At 63.1% G+C, this 18,865-nt stretch carries 17 protein-coding genes and 1 pseudogene; 10 read left to right on the top strand and 8 right to left on the bottom strand.

Annotated features, from left to right (window positions below; genetic code table 11):
- Window positions 1-25 precede the first annotated feature (25 nt).
- From BLR26_RS20760 to BLR26_RS20750, 3 genes are all read right to left on the bottom strand, one after another.
- Window positions 26-1,030, bottom strand: a complete 1,005-nt coding sequence (locus BLR26_RS20760) for a FecR family protein (protein WP_093385040.1) — start codon at window positions 1,028-1,030, stop codon at window positions 26-28.
- A gap of 190 nt (window positions 1,031-1,220) precedes the next feature.
- Entirely contained in the window at window positions 1,221-2,990 is a 1,770-nt protein-coding gene (locus tag BLR26_RS20755; RefSeq protein WP_093385036.1) for an acyl-CoA dehydrogenase C-terminal domain-containing protein, read from the bottom strand.
- A 24-nt stretch (window positions 2,991-3,014) separates the two neighbouring features.
- Window positions 3,015-4,637: an acyl-CoA synthetase gene (locus BLR26_RS20750; RefSeq protein WP_045201348.1), complete on the bottom strand. Its 1,623-nt coding sequence runs from the start codon at window positions 4,635-4,637 to the stop codon at window positions 3,015-3,017.
- A 193-nt stretch (window positions 4,638-4,830) separates the two neighbouring features.
- On the opposite strand from BLR26_RS20750, the gene BLR26_RS20745 reads away from it, so the two are divergent.
- Window positions 4,831-6,630, top strand: a complete 1,800-nt coding sequence (locus BLR26_RS20745; protein WP_283817137.1) for a PAS domain-containing sensor histidine kinase — start codon at window positions 4,831-4,833, stop codon at window positions 6,628-6,630.
- Window position 6,631: 1 nt separating this feature from the next.
- Window positions 6,632-7,246 (top strand): response regulator transcription factor, encoded by a 615-nt coding sequence (locus BLR26_RS20740; protein WP_093385032.1) that lies wholly within the window; start codon window positions 6,632-6,634, stop codon window positions 7,244-7,246.
- 54 nt (window positions 7,247-7,300) lie between these two features.
- On the opposite strand, the gene BLR26_RS20735 is transcribed toward BLR26_RS20740, so the two are convergent.
- A complete protein-coding gene (locus BLR26_RS20735; protein ID WP_045201351.1) occupies window positions 7,301-7,621 on the bottom strand; it encodes an ElaB/YgaM/YqjD family protein in 321 nt (106 codons plus the stop codon).
- A gap of 131 nt (window positions 7,622-7,752) precedes the next feature.
- Here BLR26_RS20735 and BLR26_RS20730 point away from each other — a divergent pair, with 131 nt between their 5' ends.
- Window positions 7,753-8,007 (top strand): hypothetical protein, encoded by a 255-nt coding sequence (locus BLR26_RS20730; protein ID WP_045201352.1) that lies wholly within the window; start codon window positions 7,753-7,755, stop codon window positions 8,005-8,007.
- A 21-nt stretch (window positions 8,008-8,028) separates the two neighbouring features.
- Here the strand turns inward: BLR26_RS20730 and BLR26_RS20725 are convergent, their stop codons facing one another.
- From BLR26_RS20725 to BLR26_RS20710, 4 genes are all read right to left on the bottom strand, one after another.
- Window positions 8,029-8,505 (bottom strand): LEA/WHy family protein, encoded by a 477-nt coding sequence (locus BLR26_RS20725; protein WP_093385027.1) that lies wholly within the window; start codon window positions 8,503-8,505, stop codon window positions 8,029-8,031.
- 74 nt (window positions 8,506-8,579) lie between these two features.
- On the bottom strand, window positions 8,580-9,794 hold the full coding sequence (locus tag BLR26_RS20720; protein WP_143013299.1) for a sensor histidine kinase: 1,215 nt from the start codon (window positions 9,792-9,794) through the stop codon (window positions 8,580-8,582).
- Entirely contained in the window at window positions 9,778-10,455 is a 678-nt protein-coding gene (locus BLR26_RS20715; protein ID WP_256326751.1) for a response regulator transcription factor, read from the bottom strand. The genes BLR26_RS20720 and BLR26_RS20715 overlap by 17 nt, the downstream gene beginning before the upstream one ends.
- Window positions 10,452-10,982, bottom strand: a complete 531-nt coding sequence (locus tag BLR26_RS20710; RefSeq protein ID WP_093385019.1) for a GlcG/HbpS family heme-binding protein — start codon at window positions 10,980-10,982, stop codon at window positions 10,452-10,454. Before BLR26_RS20710 ends, BLR26_RS20715 begins: the two co-directional genes overlap by 4 nt.
- A 106-nt stretch (window positions 10,983-11,088) precedes the next feature.
- On the opposite strand from BLR26_RS20710, the gene BLR26_RS20705 reads away from it, so the two are divergent.
- The 7 genes and pseudogenes from BLR26_RS20705 to BLR26_RS20675 all read left to right on the top strand — a co-directional run bounded on the left by BLR26_RS20705 (window position 11,089) and on the right by BLR26_RS20675 (window position 18,865).
- Window positions 11,089-11,514: a GtrA family protein gene (locus tag BLR26_RS20705; protein WP_176794280.1), complete on the top strand. Its 426-nt coding sequence runs from the start codon at window positions 11,089-11,091 to the stop codon at window positions 11,512-11,514.
- Window positions 11,480-12,460, top strand: a complete 981-nt coding sequence (locus tag BLR26_RS20700) for a glycosyltransferase family 2 protein (protein ID WP_093385010.1) — start codon at window positions 11,480-11,482, stop codon at window positions 12,458-12,460. The genes BLR26_RS20705 and BLR26_RS20700 overlap by 35 nt, the downstream gene beginning before the upstream one ends.
- Complete coding sequence (locus BLR26_RS20695) at window positions 12,457-13,890, top strand: ArnT family glycosyltransferase (RefSeq protein WP_093385006.1); 1,434 nt, start codon at window positions 12,457-12,459, stop codon at window positions 13,888-13,890. The genes BLR26_RS20700 and BLR26_RS20695 overlap by 4 nt, the downstream gene beginning before the upstream one ends.
- Complete coding sequence (locus BLR26_RS20690; RefSeq protein ID WP_093385003.1) at window positions 13,887-14,819, top strand: SdiA-regulated domain-containing protein; 933 nt, start codon at window positions 13,887-13,889, stop codon at window positions 14,817-14,819. Before BLR26_RS20695 ends, BLR26_RS20690 begins: the two co-directional genes overlap by 4 nt.
- A 101-nt stretch (window positions 14,820-14,920) precedes the next feature.
- Window positions 14,921-15,427 (top strand): annotated as a pseudogene (locus tag BLR26_RS20685) (RNA polymerase sigma factor); the annotation flags it as partial.
- A gap of 4 nt (window positions 15,428-15,431) precedes the next feature.
- The gene (locus BLR26_RS20680) at window positions 15,432-16,310 is read left to right on the top strand and encodes a FecR family protein (protein WP_230090831.1); all 879 of its coding nucleotides are present in this window, start codon (window positions 15,432-15,434) and stop codon (window positions 16,308-16,310) included.
- 119 nt (window positions 16,311-16,429) lie between these two features.
- Complete coding sequence (locus BLR26_RS20675; protein ID WP_093384999.1) at window positions 16,430-18,865, top strand: TonB-dependent receptor; 2,436 nt, start codon at window positions 16,430-16,432, stop codon at window positions 18,863-18,865.

Here is an 18,865-nt window from a genome sequence, read left to right as displayed (position 1 = left end):
GCAGGGCGAGGGCTGAGCGCAAGGCTCAGCCTTTGGCGGGCGGCGGCGAGATGCGGTTGAGCACCATGTTGCCGTTCTTGTTCTGGGTCAGGTACACCGGCAGCACCTTGGGCAGGGTGCTGACCAGGCGCTTGATCTCGCTGGTGTTGTAGATGCCGCTGATGCGGATGCTGCCGGTACCGGTATCGGCCAGCAGCAGCGGTTTTTCCAGGTAGCGGTTGATCATCGGCAGGGCCTGGGCCAGGCTCTGGTTGTCGAGGATCAGCTTGCCCGTACGCCAGGCCAGGCTGTTGTCCTGGTTGGCGGTCTGGTCCAGACGTGGCTCATAGTCGCCGGCCTTGTAGCTGGCCTGCATGCCCGGGCCAAGACGATAGCTGCTGTCGCTGGCGTTGCCGTCACTGCTGACCAGCACCGAGCCTTCGACCAGGGTGACTTTGACCTGGTCATCGTACTTCCACACGTTGAACTGGGTGCCGGTGACCCGCGTCCAGCCATTGGCCGCGTGCACCACGAACGGGTGCTGGCTGTCGTGACGGACCTTGAAGAACGCCTCGCCCCTGACCAGGGTTACCCGGCGCTCATCCTTGTAGTTGGTGAAGCGCAGTTCGGTATTGAGGTTGAGTTCGACTTCACTGCCATCACTGAGCACTACGCGATTGACCCGCTCGCCGGTCTCCAGGGACTGGTATCTATTGGGCAGCCAGCCTTGTTCCCAACCGATCCAGGCGCCGGCTGGCAGGGCGACCAGGGCGATGGCTGCGGCGCTGGCCAACCGTTGCCATTGGCTGCGCTGCGGTCGAGGCAGCGCTACGACGTTGTCCGGGAAACTGCGTGGCAAGTGATCGGCGGTTTGCCAGATCTCGACCATCGCCTGATATTCCTGCAGGTGCAGCGGGTGGGCTTTCAGCCATTGCTCGAACGCGCGTCGCTCGGCGGCGGTACAGTCTTCAGCTTGCAGGCGCAGGCACCACTGTGCGGCGGCATCGGTGATGGCATCGTGTTCGGCGTCGCTGAGACTGGTGTGGTTCATTGAAACTCCCGGTTTTGTCCATTCTACCTTGCAGGGTAGGCGGGCGAGAACCGAGATAATGGCGAATGACTATCAGTTGTAAGATTTTTTACCGTCAAAACCCCGTAAAACCGCGGATCTGACAATGATTACCTACAAAATCACAGACGAAAGGTAGGCCTGCGCCACTGAGCAGCGGCGCAGGTTGTTTTCAGAACTGCGCGGCATCCAGCTCGAACAATGAAGCACTGCCGGCGCGAATGCTCGCGTGCAGCGACAGGGTGCGTGGCAGCAGGCGTTCGAAAAAGAACCCGGCGCTGGCCAACTTGGCACCGTAGAAGGCAGGGTCCTGAACCAGCGCATCGCGGGCGACCGCAGCCATGCGTGACCACATGTAGGCGTAGGCAACGTAGCCGAACAGCTGCAGGTACTCCACAGAGGCCGCGCCGATGGCATTCGGGTCGTGGCGCGCTTGCTCGCACAGCCACTGGCTGATGTTTTCAAGCCGGGCCAGGGCCTCGAGCAATGGTTGACGAAACGGCGGTTCGCTTTCGCTGAACTGGCGAATCTGCGCGGCAAAGGCCGCCAGCGCCTGGCCGCCATCGGCCACCACCTTGCGCCCGAGCAGGTCCAGGGCCTGGATACCGTTGGTGCCTTCGTAGATCTGCGCGATGCGCACATCCCGCACCAGTTGCTCCTGGCCCCATTCGCGAATGTAGCCGTGGCCGCCGAACACCTGCTGGCCGAGCACGCAGCTTTCCAGGCCGTTGTCGGTGAAAAAGGCCTTGGCCACCGGCGTAAGCAAGGCCACCTGGCGTTGCGCCGCGTTGCGTTCATCGGCGTCTTCGGCGTACTTGGCGATATCCAGTTGCTGGCCGACATAGGTGGCGAAGGCGCGCCCGCCTTCGGTGAGGGCGCGCATGGTCAGCAACATGCGCCGCACATCCGGGTGGACGATGATCGGGTCGGCAATCTGCTGCTTGTTCTGGGCGCCGCTGGCCGCGCGGCTTTGCAGGCGCTCACGGGCGTAGCGGGCGGCATTCTGGTACGAGGCCTCGGCGCAGCCAATGCCCTGGATGCCAATCGACAGGCGCTCGTAATTCATCATCGTGAACATCGCCGCCAGGCCGCGATTGGGTTCACCGATCAGGTAGCCGCTGGCGCCGTCGAAGTTCATCACGCAGGTGGCCGAGGCCTTGATGCCCATTTTGTGCTCGAGCGAACCGCAGCTCACCGCGTTGCTGGCGCCCAGGCTGCCGTCGGCATTGACCAGGCGCTTGGGCACCAGGAACAGCGAGATGCCCTTGGGCCCGGCCGGCGCATTCGGCAGCTTGGCCAGCACCAGGTGGATGATGTTCTCGGTCAGGTCCTGGTCGCCGCCGGTGATGAAAATTTTGGTGCCGCTGACCTTGTAGCTGCCATCGGCCTGGGGCTCGGCCTTGCTGCGAATGATCCCCAGGTCAGTGCCGGCATGGGGTTCGGTCAGGCACATGGTGCCGGCCCATTGGCCGCTGTACAGCGCCGGCAGGTAACTGGCCTTGAGTGCTTCGCTGGCGTGGGCGTCGATCGCCAGGCAGCAGCCGGCGCTCAGGGCCGAGTACAGGCTGAAGCTGCAGTTGGCGGCATAGAGCATTTCTTCGAACTGCACCGCGAGCATCTTCGGCATGCCCAGGCCGCCAAACTCAGGATTACCGGCCAGGCCCACCCAGCCACCGTCGCGGTAGGTTTGCCAGGCCTGGCGAAAGCCGTCCGGGGTGCGCACGCCACCGGCCTCGAAGGCCACGCCCTGTTCATCGCCGCTGCGGTTGAGCGGGGCAATCAGCTGGCTGGTGATTTTTGCCGCCTCTTCGAGGATGGCATCGGCGGTGTCGGCATCGACCCGCTCGGCCAGGGTCGGCAGGCGCGCCCACAGCGCCGGGCCATGGAACACTTCATGAAGGACAAAGCGCATGTCGCGCAGGGGAGCATTGAATTCAGGCATGGCAGTTCTCGCTGTCAAAGGGGGTCAGAGCGCCTTGGCCCAGTCGCGCAACAGGTACTTCTGGATCTTGCCGGTGGAGGTCTTCGGCAACTCGCTGAATACCACGGTCTTCGGTAGCTTGAAGCCGGCCAGGTGCTCGCGGCAAAAGGCGATGATCTCGGCTTCGCGGGTGGCCTCGCAGCCGGCCTTGAGGGTGATGTAGGCGCAAGGGGTTTCACCCCACTTTTCATCCGGGCGGGCGACCACGGCGGCTTCGAGGACTGCCGGGTGTTTGTACAGGGTGTCTTCGACTTCAATGGTAGAGATGTTCTCGCCACCGGAAATGATGATGTCCTTGAGCCGGTCCTTGATCTCGACGTAACCGTCGGCATGCCAAACGGCCAGGTCGCCGGTGTGGAACCAGCCACCCCGGAAGGCCTCGCTGGTGGCTTCGGGGTTTTTCAGGTAGCCCTTCATTACCGTGTTGCCGCGCATGAAGATCTCGCCCAGGGTGTTGCCGTCGCGTTGCACCGGCTCCAGGGTTTGCGGGTCGGCGACCATCAGGCCTTCGAGGGTCGGGTAACGCACGCCCTGGCGCGATTTGATCCGCGCCCGTTCAGCCAGCGGTTGCTCATCCCACTCGGCGTGCCAGGCGCAGACGGTCACCGGGCCATAGACTTCGGTCAGGCCATAGACGTGGGTGACTTTGATGCCCATTTCTTCCACCGCACCAATGACCTTGGCCGGTGGCGCCGCACCGGCAACCATGGCATTGACCGGGTGATCGATCGCTGCCTTGGCCGACTCGGGCATGTTGATCAGCGCATTGAGCACGATCGGCGCGCCGCACAGGTGGCTGACCTGGTGCTCGCGGATCAGGGTAAGAATCTTCTGCGGGTCGACCCGGCGCAGGAACACATGAGTGCCGGCCAGGGCGGTGACGGTCCAGGGGTAGCACCAGCCGTTGCAGTGGAACATCGGCAACGTCCACAGGTACACCGGATGGTTGCCCATGGCCCAGGTCATCTGGTTGCCCAGGGCATTGAGGTAGGCGCCGCGGTGGTGGTAGACCACGCCCTTGGGATTGCCGGTGGTACCGGAGGTGTAGTTCAGCGAGATCGCCTGCCATTCGTCCTCGGGCCAGTGCCAGGCGAACTCGGGGTCGCCTTCAGCCAGAAACGCCTCGTAGTCGAGGTCGCTGACCGCCTGGCCTTCGCCGTATTCCGGGTCATCGACATCGATCACCAGCGGCGGGTATTTCATCAGCGCCAGGGCCGCTTCGATGACCTTGTGAAATTCGCGGTCAGTGATCAGCACCTTGGCTTCGCCGTGCTCGAGCATGAAGGCAATCGCTTCGGCATCCAGGCGCACGTTGAGGGCGTTGAGCACGGCGCCGATCATCGGCACGCCAAAGTGCGCTTCAAGCATGGCCGGAATGTTCGGCAGCATCACCGCCACCGTATCGCCCTGGCCGATACCGCGCCCGGCCAGGGCGCTGGCCAGGCGGCGCGAACGTTCATAGGTCTGTTGCCAGTTACGGCGGATCGCGCCATGAATCACTGCCGGGTACTGGCCATAGACGGCGGCGGTACGCTCGATGAAACTCAAGGGGCTCAAGGCAACATGATTGACAGGGGCGGGCGCCAGGCCCTGGGAGAAAATCGACATGAGGTCGTCCTGTGCAGGAGGCAGCCGCCCATTGGCGAACTGAAACCCCCGATGGCTGATTGTTAGCTCTGTTCAGGTGTCGTGAAGGGCAGGCCCTTCCGCTGTCGCAAGTTTTACGCGAATGGCTATGGTAGCTGGAAGATAGACTATAGCAATATGGTATAAATACTATAAAAGCCCAGAGGCACCGTTTTTGGATACTTCGTTTTCCCTGCTGCTGGCCAAGGACCCGCAACCGAGCCTGTTGCTGGATGCCGAGGCTCGTCTGCTGACCAGCAATCCAGCCTTGCAGGCCTTGATGGGCCCCGAGCGTGACGTCGAGCGCTGGCTACCGAGCAACTACCGGGCCCTGGTACGCGCTTGCCTGGAGCAGGGGCGGGCGATCAGCGAGGTCGAGGCGCAGGTGGCCGGGCAGATTCTGCTCTGGACCTTCATCCCCGATGACGCCGGCCAGCAAGTGCTGGCGCGTTGCCGCGACGCCACCCCGGAGCGCCAGGGCGAGCGCGACGCCAGCCAGGCCCGGCGCCTGTACCGGTTGATCACCGAGAACACCACCGACCTGATTTCCCGGCACACGCCCGATGGCCGCTTTATCGATGCTTCGCCTGCCGCCTTGCGCCTGCTCGGTTACTGGCCAGAGGAGCTGCGCGGGGTGCCGGTGCAGTCGCTGTTTCACCCGCAGGATCGCCGGCAAGCGCTGTTGCAGGCGTCCCAGGCGCTGGAGCAGGACGGCTACCAGACCATGACCTGGCGGGTGCGCCACCGTGATGGCCGTTACCTTTGGTTCGAGATCGCCAGCCGCGCCATCCGCGAAACCTACACTGGCGCGGTGGTGGAAATTGTCAGCGTCTCGCGCGACATCAGCGTGCGCATCGAGGCCCAGGAAAACCGCCGGCGCCTGGCCGAGGTGGTCGAAGCCAACACTGACCTGGTGCTGTTCAGCGACCGCGACGGCCGCCTCAGCTACCTCAACCGTTCGGCGCGCCGGGCCCTGGGGCTGCAGGAGGTCGAGCCGCTGCCCGGCTTGCAGGCCTTGCTCGACCCAGCGCTGCAGCAACGCCTGCACAGCGAAGGCTGGCAGCGCGCCGAGCAGCAGGGCGTGTGGCAGGCCGAGGCGCGGCTGGTGCCGCATCAGGGCGGCGCGGCGTTCCCGGTATCGCTGGTGCTGCTGGCCCATCGCGCTGCCGGTGGCGAGCGCTACTACTCGCTGGTGGCCCGCGACATGACCGAGCGGGAACTGCGCGAAAACCAGCAGCGCCGCCATCAGGACGAACTGGCCCACAGCGCCCGGCTGATCACCCTCGGTGAACTGGCCTCGGGGATCGCCCATGAAATCAACCAGCCGCTGGCGGCGGTGGTCAATTACGCCAGCGCCAGCCTGCGCTACCTGCAAGCTGTTGAGCGCGACCCACAGGCGGCGCAACGGGTCGCCCAGGGCTTGCAGCGCATCAACGAACAGGCGACCCATGCCGCCGAGGTGATCAAGCGCTTGCGCGCCTTCCTGCGCAAGGAACCGCGGCGCTTGCAGGCCCTGGCGATTGCCGATGTCGTGGCCGAAGCGGTGCGCCTGTGCGACTGGGAAGCCAGCCGCGACCAGGTGAGCATCGAGCAGCGCGTGGTCGCCGGGCTGCCCGCGGTGTACGCCGACCGGGTGCTGCTCGAACAGGTACTGCTCAACCTGTTGCGCAACGCCATCGATGCCAATCGCGAACAGCACAACGGCCGGGCCTCGGGTATCCTGCTCAGCGCCAAGCTTGAGGCCGGTTGGCTGGCGATCCGCGTCAGCGACCAGGGCCCGGGGGTGGCGGCCGAGCGCCTGGACGGTATCTTCACGCCGTTCAACACCAGCAAGGCGGACGGCCTGGGGCTGGGCTTGAGCATGAGCCGCAGTATCATCGAAGGTTTTGGTGGCACCTTGCAGGCCCAGCCTGGTGAGGCGGGCGGATTGATCTTGTGCTGCCGGCTGGCGCCGGTGGCCAACAGTGGGGAGTGATATGCAGGAACCGCGGGTGTATGTGGTCGACGATGACCAGGGCATGCTCGATTCGACCCTGTGGTTGCTCGAGTCGGTGGGCTTGCAGGCGCTGCCGTTCACCAGTGGCCAGGCCTTTCTTGACGCTTGCGACAGCCATCGGCCGGCGTGCGTGCTGCTGGATGTGCGCATGCCGGGCATGGGCGGTTTGAGCGTGCAGGAAGCGCTGCGCGCCCGCGGCATCGATTTGCCGGTAATCTTCGTCAGCGGCCATGCCGATGTGCCGATCGTGGTGCGCGCCTTCAAGGCCGGGGCCTGCGATTTCATCGAGAAACCCTACAACGACCAACTACTGCTCGACAGCGTTCAGGCCGCCCTTGGCCAGGCGCGTCATGCCGGGCCGCTGGAAGCGGTGCAGGCGCGCATCGACAGCCTCACGCCCCGTGAGCGCGATGTGTTCCTGCCGTTGGTGCGGGGTTTTACCAATCGGGAAATTGCCGAGCAGTTGCAGGTCAGCGTGAAGACCGTCGACCTCTATCGCTCGCGGGTCATGAAGCGCATGCAGGCCGAGCATTTGCCGGCGCTGGTGGGCATGGCGATTGCCTGTGGGCTGGTGCAGCCGTTGAGTTTGCGTTGAGTTCATCGCAGGTCCTGCCTGCTCTTACAGGAGCGAGCAGGACCTGCGATGCGTTTATGGCCTGCGCCCCAGCAGCAAACCGACCACCAGGCCAAAGCCTGCCGAAATCGCCACCGTCTGCCACGGATGGCCGCCGATGTAGTCCTGGGTGGCCTCGACCACCGGCTGCGCCTTGCTGCGCACGCCAGTGACCGCGTCGCGGGCCTGTTTCAGTTTCAGTCCGACCTGGGCGCGCAGGGTTTCGGCTTCTTCGCCAACCAGCGCGGCGCTTTCGCTGAGCAGTTTTTCCGACTCCTCGATCAACGCCTGCAGCTCACTGAACGCCTGGTCCTTGATTTGCTCGGCATCGCTTTGCACGGTGGTTTTCCTGGCCATGGGTGCTTCCTCGTCAGTTGATGGGCATTGAACAGTGGATGCCGGCGGGCGCTGAAAGTTGCAGCGGTTTGCCGGGCATCGGCGGCTACAGTGTAAGATAGCGCCTATTTTCTAGCGGCAGGACACCCCTCATGAGTTTCAATCTGGCCAACAAGAGCTTCGCCGAACGGGCGCAGATCGAGGACGAGAAAGCACGCCTGTTCGAGCTCTGGCAGACCAACCTGGGCAAGGCCAAGGCCGATGCGGCGCGAATCATCGCCGAAAAGCCGCGGCGCAAGGGCAAGTGGGCCGAATGGGTGCGGGCAGAGCTGGACGGCATGTCGCCGCCCGAGTACGCCAACATGGTCCGCAGTGAAGTCAACAAGCTGATGGCCGCAGCCAAGTAAGCCCCCGGGCCCATCACGCCATCACCAGGTGGCTTTGGCTGGCTGTGGCAGGTTGAGCCGGCCGCTGTCACTGAAGCGCCGGGTCCCGAAGGCGCCACCGGCCAGTTTGCCGCGCACCGTGTACGGCAGGCCATCGAGGCTGCGCACCTGGCTCAGGCCCACGGCCTGGCGCAGCACCGAGAACGCGGTGATGCTCACCGGCACTACCAGTACCTGCTCGCTGAAACGCCCGATGCTGCCACTGCGATCGCTGACACCGGCCGCCAGCGGCTGGCCATTGACCTCAAGGTTGAGGGCGATGCCGTTGTAGTCGATTGCGGTTTCGTTGGGGTTCTGCACACGGATCTTCACCGCCATGCGCAGTTCCAGGTCCTGGCCGGGCAGGGGCTCGATGCCGATCACGCTGATGTTCACCGGGTCGCGGGGCTGCAACAGGGCGCAGGCGTTCAGGGTGAAGGTCAGCATTAAAGCTATACACAGGCGCAAGGTATGGCTCATTCGGGCAGTCCTTGAGGTGAACAGTTCGAGCCCATCATAGACAGGCTTTGGCCGGTCAGGGCACTCGCTGCTGATCAGGCGCGGTGAAAGTCCACCCTAGCAATAAAGCGATCGTCTTCGCGCCGGGTGCTCAGGCGCCAGCCGCAATAGGCGCAAAGGCGTTGCACAATATCCAGGCCATAGCCGAAACCCGACAACGCAGTGTGTTCGTCACCCAGGCCGTTGACCAACTGCAGGTGACTGGCCTCGGCTTCGATGTACAGGTAGCGCGCGCCATGCTGCAGGGCATTGCCAATCAGGTTGTTGACCAGCACTTGCAAGACACTGGGGGGCGCTTCGATGCACAGGCGCGGGTCGACGTGCATGACGACGGCTTGGTGCTTGCTGGCGATCAACCCGGCGTGTTTGTGCTCGCACGCTTCCAGCAACGCTCGCAAGGCCACGGCCTGCGCTGGCATGCGTTCATCTTCGCGGCCCAGATAGAGGAACAGCTGCACCATGGTTTCCATCTCGCCGCTGGCCTGCTCAAGGCGGGCCAGGTTGCGCGCGCGTTTTTCTTCGCTGCAGCCGGTCAGGCGCAAGACCGCCAGGCTGTTGCGCATCACTGCCAGTGGCGTGCGCAGTTCGTGACTGGTGTGGCGGGTAAAGGCGCGTTCACGCTCAAGCGCACAGTGCAGGCGTTCAACCAACTGCGACAGCGCGCGGCTGAGGGTGCCGACTTCATCGTGGCGTTCATGTCCGGGCAGTTGAGTGTCCGGCTGCCAACCCCGACTTACGGCATCGGCCAATTGCGTGACCGGTGCGGCGAGGTGGCGGGCACCGATGACCGCCAACAGCGCGCCGGCAATGATCACCAGCCCAGCCACTCCCCAAAGGATACTGAACAACATGTTGGCATGTCGATCCAGGGAGCTGAGCTGCGACTCGTCCAGTTCGATGTAGAGGTTCTGTCCGGCCGTTGGCAGGTAGATGACCTGTACGTGGGTACGTTCATCGTCCAGTTCATGGCGCCCCAACGGCAGTTCGCGATAGGCATCCGGCAGGCTTTTGTCGTTGCCCCAGTAACTGTGCAGGTAGCTGGTGGCGGGCAACTGGGCTTGGTCCGGGGCGCTTGCATGGTTTTGCTGAAAGCGCGCCACCTCACGATCCAGGTAACTGTTGACGATATGGTCTTCTGTGACTGTGATCGAAGTCCAGACCAGCAGGCTGTAAAGCACGGCGACGATCACCGTAAAGGGCAGCAGGGTATAGAGCGCGCGGGCGAAGAACGATCTAGTCGGGAATAGCAAGGCGATAACCTTTTCCGTGAACGGTTTTGACCAGCTCACGCTCGAATGGCCGGTCCAGGGCCTGGCGCAGGCGATAGATATGGCTGCGTAGCGGGTCACTCTCGGGCAACTCGTCAGGCCACAGGGCATTTTCCAGTTTCTTGCGACTGACGGCGTCAGGCGCTGCTTCGGCCAGCAGTGAAAGCAGGCGGATCGGCACTTCCTGTAGCTCGATGGCGATACCTTGGCGGTAAACCATCTGACGCTTGAGGTCGATCAGCAGCTCGCCGCACTGTAGCTGTTCGGCGTGGGAAGGCAGTTTGCCGCGACGCAGCAGCGCATGCAGGCGGCACACCAGCTCCTGGGGCTCGAACGGCTTGATCAGGTAGTCATCGGCGCCGGCCTCATAGCCGTCGAGCTTGTCGGCCAGGGCATCGCGTGCAGTAAGAAACAGGATTGGCGTCTGGTCCTGGCGCTTGCGCAATGCCTTGCAGGCGCGCAGACCATCGAGCCCGGGCATGGTCACGTCCATGACAATGGCGTCATAGCGCTGCTGCAGGGTGCGCTCCAGGCAGGTTTGGCCATTGAAGGCAAAATCGATGTCAAAGCCGACTTCGCTCAGGTAGTCGGCCAACGAACCGGCCAGGGTGCGGTCGTCTTCGACCAGAAGTATCTCAATCATTGTCCGGTTTCCGTGTTGACCGTCCATTGCGCCCCAATTGCCTTGATGCCGGCTTCGGCACAAAGGCTGTCGAAGTCCTGGCCCAGGGCATTCTGCCCCGGCGCCCCGGCTATGCCAACTGCGCCGATCACCTGGTTATCGAGCAACACTGGCACGCCGCCACTCAAGGTGGTCAGACCGATGGCGTGGAAGGCCAGGCTCAGGCTCTGTTCGTGGTCGTTGGCGTTAGCGATGGTGGACGTTGACGCTCGCCGCGAGGCGGCGGTGCGCGCCTTGCGTTCGCTGGTCTGACGGGAGTGGGCAAAGGCGTCGTCGGACACCAGCAACACCAGCGGCTGGGCCTGGCGGTCGACCACGCTGACAGCCACGGCAAAGCCTTGATGAGCACAGGCTTGCCGGGCGCTGATAGCCAGATTCAGGGCGTCCTCGAAACCCAGGGTCGCTGGCGTGTGGCTCATTGGGCGGGCCTGGCAGGCGCTGATCAACGAAAACATGCCAAGGCACAGGACAGTGCTGGATCGCTTCATCGCATTCTCCTCTGAAAGCGGAGCACGCAACCTAGCGAAGCGGGCGTGACACAGATGTGATCTGCGGTGACATGGAGTTCACCTTCGCCTCCCTAGCATGGCGGCCATGAACACTTGCATTCGCTACCAATCAGCCTTGCTTCGCAGCCTGACTCGCTACTTGGGCGTCGGCACTGTAGCGACCCTGGCTCACCAACTGCTGTTCCTCCTCGGCCTGAGCCTTGATCAGCCTTGGTGGGGCAGTGTCTGCGGCGCTTGCCTGGGCGCGTTGTTGAGTTTTTGGCTCAACCGCCGGTACTGCTTTACCCATCGCGACGGTAAAGCCCTGCAACCGCTGCGCTTTGTCTGCGTTGCCTTGCTGCACAACGGCCTCAATGCCCTGGCGATGTGGCTGATGCTCGATTGCCTAGCAACCCACCCACTGCTTGCCCAGGCGCTGACCACGGCCAGTCTGGCCGTACTTGGGTTTTTCATTCACCGTCATTGGACTTACCACCATGCTGACCTTGCCCCAGCCACCTTTGGGCGTTGAACCGCACCTGAGCATCATTGTTCCCTGTTATCAGGAAGAACAGGTTTTGCAGGCTTTTCATCAACGCATTGACGTTCTGATCAAGCGCCTGCCGGTGTCTTGCGAATTGCTGTACATCAACGATGGCAGCAGTGACGGCTCCCTCGTACTGTTGCGTACGTTTGAGCAACAGCCTGGTGTGCGCTGTCTGCACCTGAGCCGCAACTTCGGCAAGGAGGCCGCCTTGCGCGCGGGCCTCGACCATGCCCGCGGCCAGGCTGTGGTGTTCATCGACGCCGACCTGCAGGATCCGCCGGAGCTGATCGCGCTGATGGTCGAGCACTGGCTGCAGGGTTATGACGTAGTCAACATGCAGCGTTCGCGGCGTGACGGTGATTCGTGGGTGAAGAAGTTCACGGCGGGGATGTATTACCGGATCATGCGCCATCTGGTCGGGCGCGGCCAGCTACCGGCTGAAGTCAGCGATTTTCGTCTGATCGGCCCGGCGCCACTGGCCGCCTTGCGGGCGATGAACGAGCGTGTAGGGCTGTTCAAGGGCCTGGTCGGCTGGGTCGGATTTCGTACCATCGAACTGCCGTATGAGCGTGTGGCCCGAGCCGCCGGCACTAGCAAGTGGGACTATCCTGCGTTGTTGAACCTGGCGCTCGAAGGGGCGTTGGCGTTTTCGCGCAAGCCGCTGCGCTGGTACAGCGTCGCCAGCCTGGTGATTTTGCTGGTGTGCCTGGGCTGGATGCTGGCTGCACTGATCGCTGGCAGTTTCTCCCCGGTGCATCTGCTATTGGGGGTGGGCGGCTTTCTCTGTCTTGGTGTGGCCATGGTGGGCGAGTACCTCGGTGCGACCTTGTTCGAGGTCAAGCGGCGTCCGCACTACCTGCTGCAGGGCGATACTCAGGCAACGGCAAAACCGCCGGTGTCACGTCCCTTCGAGCACCGGAGGCAGGCATGAACGGGTCGCTGCGGGTCTCGGTACTGTGGACGGTGCTGGGCTTGATTCTCTCGTTGCGCCTGGCCGGTCTGGGCGTGTATCCATTGATGGATACGTCCGAAGCACGTTATGGCGAGATGGCGCGCAAGATGCTTGAGCTCAATGACTGGATCACGCCGATGTTCGACTACGGCGTACCCTTCTGGGGCAAGCCGCCGCTGTCGTTCTGGACCCAGGCATTGAGCATGCACTGGCTGGGCATCAATGAGTTTGCCTTGCGTTTGCCGGCCTGGTTGATGCACCTGGTCAGTTGCCTGCTGATCATCCATCTGGGCCGTCGCGAGCGCAGCCTGGCGGTGGGGCTGCTGGCGGCGATCATCTATTCCAGTTGTACCCTCGGGCTGATTGTCAGTGGCGTGGTGCTGACCGATCCAGCGTTGAGCCTGGGGCTGCTGTTGGCGTATCTGGGGTTCTGGTACGGCATCGTTCATGCCGAGCGTAGTGCCGCACGACTTGGCTTTATCGGGCTGGGGTTAGGCTTACTGGCCAAGGGGCCGCTGGTGCTGGTGCTATTCGCTTTGCCGGCGCTGGCCTGGGTCGCCTACCAGCAGCAGTGGCGGCAACTGTGGCGACTGCCGTGGTTCAGCGGTTTGCTGTTGATGTCGCTCGTGGCCATACCCTGGTATGTCCTGGCGGAGCTGAAAAGCCCGGGCTTTCTCGATTATTTTCTGCTGGGGGAGCACTGGAAGCGCTACGTCATCAGCGAGTGGAGCGGTGACCTGTACGGTAATGCCCACGCCAAACCGATGGGAACCATCTGGTTGTATCTGCTGGGTGCCTTGTTTCCCTGGAGCCTGCTGTTACCGCTGCTGTTTTGGCGGCGCAGCGCGGGCGAGGGCAGGGCGTTGCAAGGATTTCTGTGGTGTTGGGCATTGGCTACGCCTGTGTTTTTCAGCCTGGCCGGCAACATTCTCTGGACCTATGTATTACCAGCCCTGCCGGCCTGGGCCTTGCTGCTGGCTGAGGGCCTGACTCGCTGGCGCTTGTCGCGCCGAGCATTCGTCGGCGGCTTTGCCTTGATTTTGCCGGTGCTTGCCCTGCTGCTGCTGCTTGAGGGCAGCCTGGAACAGCGTCCACAGAACCAGCGTGATCTGGTGCTGACCTGGCAGCGTGCAAATGTCGGCCAGCCGGGCCCGCTGTTCTACCTGGGGCGCCGCTCGTATTCAGCTGAGTTCTATAGCGCCGGCAAGGCCCGCCGGATCGATGCGCTGGGCCAACTGCCGACCGGCAGGGTGTTTTACCTGGCCCGACGCTTGCGCGATCTGGATTCAGCGCTGCCCGCTGCGCTGGACTGCACCGAACTGGCCCAGGCCAACGCCAGCCTGCTGCTGCGCTGCCAACCTTTGCCTGAGTCGCTTTCATTCCTCGCTACCGGAAATCCCCATTCATGAGCCGTTTCACCGCTGTATTAGCATTTCACTGGCTGACATTTCGACGTTACCCATTGATCTGGGTGGCGAGCCTGATCGCTTTGGTCATGACGGTACTGGCGTTGTTCGAAGCTGATGACGCCCTGGGCCAGTTGTGGCAAGAACGTATTACCCCGGTTCAGGTTCGCCAGCGCAGTATCTGGCTGCCGGATTATCGGTTTGCCCAGCGGTTGCAGTTGCCCGGTATCGAAGCCAATGCCTCGGATATCGTCTACGTCGCTGAGCGGCGCAGCTATTTCGTAGTGGTCAACAGCCCGGCGCAACTCTACGAGTACACCGAGGACTTCGCGCTCAAAGCGCGCCATGAACTGCACGAGTTTGAAGATCCAGAGGCGCTGGCCTATGACGGCAAGGGGCATCTGTTGATCGGTGAAGAGCGGCGCCAGAGCGTAGTGACGGTCCCGATCGCGCAGTTGGACAGGCCGATTGTGCGCAGTGAACTGGCCACCCTGAGTATTGCCGATCGGGCCGACAACAACCGTGGCCTGGAAGGCATGGCGTTCGACCCGAGCAGCCAGGTGCTGTTCGCTTCACGCGAGCAACGCCCGGTGCGTCTGTTCGAGGTGGCTGGCGTGGTGCAGCCGGAAGCTTCAGTCAGCTACCAGGCTGCGGTTTCGGCGCTTGGCGTGCAGCGCCTGCGCATGGACGATATATCGGCCATGCACTATGACCTGCACACTCGGCACCTGCTGGTGCTCAGTGATCAATCGCGCTTGCTGGCTGAAGTCGATAGCGGCTATGCGCCGATAAGCTTCATGGACCTGGAAGGTGGCTTCAATGGCCTCGACCATAGTGTGCCGCAAGCCGAAGGGGTGACACTGGGGCCGCAGCGGCAGTTGCTGATCGTTAGCGAGCCGAATCTGCTCTATCGCTATCAGTTGGCGGACTAGCCAGGTGGAGCGGAGTTTGACGTTGAAAGTCCAGCAGGTTTTGAAAGATACTGTTTCTCATTAACGTCCGATAATTCCTCTTACTGGCACTCACATTTTCCATGTTGACGTCTCCCGTGTCCGGGCTGCTTGCAAGCTTCCAGGAACATTACGATGACCTGCTGCAGTTCCTGACCCGGCGCATGAGCGACCGCCAGCGGGCCGCCGACGTCGCCCAGGAAACCTACCTGAAACTGGTGAAGATCGAGCAGCAGGACCTGCCGGTGCTGCATGCACGCAGCTTCATCTTTCGCGTGGCCGGCAACCTGGCCATCGATACCTTGCGCCGCGAACAACGCATGAGCAGTAGCCTCGACGACAGCGAAGCGGCGCGTCAGGTGCCATGCCCGGCGCCGGCACCGGAAGCTGCGTTGCTCGCCAGTGAGCGCCTGGAGCTGCTCGATGAAGCCTTGCTGCAACTGTCGGCCAACGCCCGTCAGGCCTTGCTGCTCAACCGCGTCGAAGGCCTGACCCAGGCGCAGATTGCACAACGGCTGGGCGTTTCCGAGAGCATGGTGGCAAAATACATCGGCCAGGCCCTGCGCCATTGTCGCGACTGGCTCAAACACAACCATGACTGACGCCTACGCCATGCCTGCGCCGCAACCGATCAGCGATTTGTCCGATGATGCCCTCGACTGGCAGGTGCTGCTGCATTCGGGCAACGCCAGCGCCGCTGACCGCCAACGCTACCAGCGCTGGTGCGCGCTGAGCCCGGCGCATGCCGAGGCCGCGGGCGAAGCCGAGGCATTGTGGGCTGACCTGGGGCAGACCCGGGCGGCGGCAGAAGTAGCCGCGCCGGCGCCACGTTGGCGGCGCTGGGGCTCGGCCGTGGCCGCCTCGCTGGTGTTGGCGCTGGTCGGCTATGGCGGTGTGCAGCAGGCGCCGGCCCTGCTTGCCGACTACCACACCGGGGTGGGCCAGCAGCAGCGCATCACCCTTGCCGATGGCTCGCAGGTCACCCTCAACAGTGGCAGTGCGCTGTCGGTGGAATTCAGCAGTGGTGAGCGCCGCGTGCTGCTCAAGGCCGGCGAGGCCTTGTTCGAGCCTGCTGCCGACCCGCGGCCGTTCGTGGTCGATGCCGGCGCCGAGCCGGTGCAGGGCAGCGCTGCGGTGTTCAGTGTGCGCCGTGATGGCGTGCGCAATCGCGTGGTGGTAGCCCAGGGCCAGGCGCAGGTAGGCGGGCAGGTGCTGGAAACCTCACCCGACGCCCGCGCGCAAACCGCCTGGCAGCGCGGCAAGCTGATCTTCAACGGCAAGCCGCTGCGCGAAGTGCTGGCCGAACTTGAGCGTTATCAGCACGGGCGCATCGTGCTGTCGGATCAGCAACTGGCGGCGCTGCAGGTCAGCGGGGTGTTTGACCTGAACGACCCTGAAGGCTTGTTGCGCACCCTTGAACAGCGCTATGCGCTGAAGGTTACCTACTTGCCGTGGCTGGCTGTGGTGTACTGACCCGCAGTACTGAAAAAATATTTTCGAATTCCCACTGCAAGTTCTTCTTCGCCCAATCGTCGTAGTGAGACTGATCAGCAATCCATTCTCATTTACAACCATTTGCCTGGAAGAAAACAGTGAAGGGTCCGCTCAAGCCAATCGCCCGTTCCACCGGTTATTTCAAACACGTCCTGCTGGCCTCGACCGCCGTCGCCGCGTTGCTCGGCACCCTGCAGGTGCACGCCGCCGACCCGGTAAAAGCCGCCAGCACCCAGCAGGAGCGTGAAGTATCCCTGGACTTGCCTGCGCAGAACCTCGACCAGGCACTGACCGCCTTCGCCGACCAGGCCGGCCTGCACCTGTTGTTCACCAGCCAGGATGTGGCGGGCCGGCAAAGCCCGGCGCTCCAGGGCCGCTACAGCATTGCCCAGGCCTTGCAGAGCCTGCTGGCCGGCAGCGGCATGAGCTGGCAGTTCAGCGCGCAGAATACGGTGATCCTGCGCAAGAGCGCGGCGGCGCAAAGCGTCAGCCTCAAGCCCATCGAAGTCAGCGTCGCCTCGCGTACCAGCACTTCGATCAGCGAAATCCCCGGTACTGTCTGGGTGGTCGACCAGCAGCAACTGCGTGAGCAGATCGACAGCGGCGTCAGCCTCAAGGAAGCTATCGGCAAGCTGGTCCCGGGTCTGGACCTGGCGCCGGAAGGGCGTACCAACTACGGGCAGAACATGCGCGGGCGCAATGTCCTGGTGATGATCGACGGCGTCAGCCAGAACAGCTCGCGGGGTTTGTCGCGCCAGTTTGACAGCATCTCGCCGTTCAACGTCGAGCGCGTCGAAGTGCTCTCCGGGGCCAGTGCCATCTACGGCGGCGGCGCCACCGGCGGCATCATCAATATCGTCACCAAGAAGGGCGAAGCAGGCCCGGCGCGCTTTGAAACCCAGCTGGGTGCCAGCAGCGGCTTCAACAACAGCGACGACCTGTCGACCCGCATCGCCCAGTCGATCAGCGGCGGCAACGAGCGCATCAATGCGCGCCTGGGTGTGTCTGCCGAGCAGAACGAAGCCTTCTACGACGGCGCCGGCGAGCAGATCTTCATCGACAACACCCAGACCGACCTGCAGTACAACCGCACCATCGACGTGCTTGGCAGCCTGGGCCTGAAGTTCAACGACGAGCAGAGCCTCGACCTGCTGGCCCAGTACTACGACTCGGGCAACCACGGCAGCACCGGTATCTACTTTCCCAACCTGAACTACAACGGCCCGTCGGATCTGGAAGACGCCGAACTGCGCGGCGGCTACTCCACCGATCTTGAGCCGCGCACCAAGCGCCTGTTGCTCAACGCCAACTACCACCACAGCGATGTGCTCGGCCAGGACTTCTACCTGCAGGCCTCGTACCGCAAGGAAGACGACAACTTCTACCCGTTCCCGTACTACAACACCGGCAAACCGGCGGGCTCCAAAGGCGTGTACTTTGCCGCCTCGCAGCAGAACTTCGAAGTCAGCAGCCTTAAGGCGCTGTTCGCCAAGCAGTGGGACAGCCTCAAGCTGACCTACGGTGTGGACCTGGACCGCGAGCGTTTCAACGCCGACCAGACCACCTTCAATGCCCTGACGTCGTCCGAAAGCGGTGGCCTGGACCTGGATGAAGCCAGCAAGGCAGCACGCTACCCCAGCTACCGGGTCGACGGCATCTCGGCCTACGCCCAGCTGGACTGGAAGGCCACCGATAACCTGACCTTTTCCGGTGGCGCCCGGCGCCAGCAGATGGACGTCGATGTCGGCGACTTCAAGAACGTGCCCGGCGGCAACAACGACTACCAGGTCAACCTGTTCAACTTCGGCGCCATCTACGACTTCAAGAACGGTCACCAGGTCTGGAGCAACTACGGCGAAGGCTTCGACCTGCCGGACCCGGCCAAGTACTACGGCAAGCCGGGCCTGAGCGTCGAGGACAACCCGCTGGCCGGGATCAAGAGCCGTCAGGTGGAGCTGGGCTGGCGCTACGCCGACCTCGACTGGGACGCCCAGGCGGCGGTGTACTACATCTGGTCGGACAAGATCATCACCACCGACATGGCCACTTTGACCATCAATGTCGAAGAGCAGAAAAGCCGCGATTTCGGTTTTGAAGGCGCGTTGACCCGTCACTTCGAAAGCGGCTGGGAAGCCGGTAGCACTCTGCACCTGGTGCGCTCGCAAGAGCAAGACAAGGACGGCGAATGGATCAAGCGCGATGCCCGCTATGCGTCGCTGTCCAAGTCCACCGCTTTCGTCGGCTGGAAGGGCGATGGCCGCAGCGCCCGTTTGCAGGCCAACCACGCCTTCACCCTCAAGGACGATGCCGATCACACGATCAGCGGCTACACCACCTTCGACCTGCTGGGTAGCCAGGACACCGGTTTCGGCACCTTCAGCGCTGGTATCCAGAACCTGCTCGACAAGCAGTACAGCACCGTCTGGGGCCAGCGCGCGACGCTGTTCTACTCGCCGACCTATGGCCCGGCCTATCTCTATGACTACCAGGGCCGTGGCCGCACCTACACCCTGACCTGGTCGCTGGCCTACTGA

It is taken from the genome of Pseudomonas sp. UC 17F4, from assembly GCF_900101695.1.
Taxonomy (GTDB): domain Bacteria; phylum Pseudomonadota; class Gammaproteobacteria; order Pseudomonadales; family Pseudomonadaceae; genus Aquipseudomonas.
Note: the sequence above shows the minus strand (reverse complement) of the source record. Positions and strands in the feature narration are given on the sequence as shown.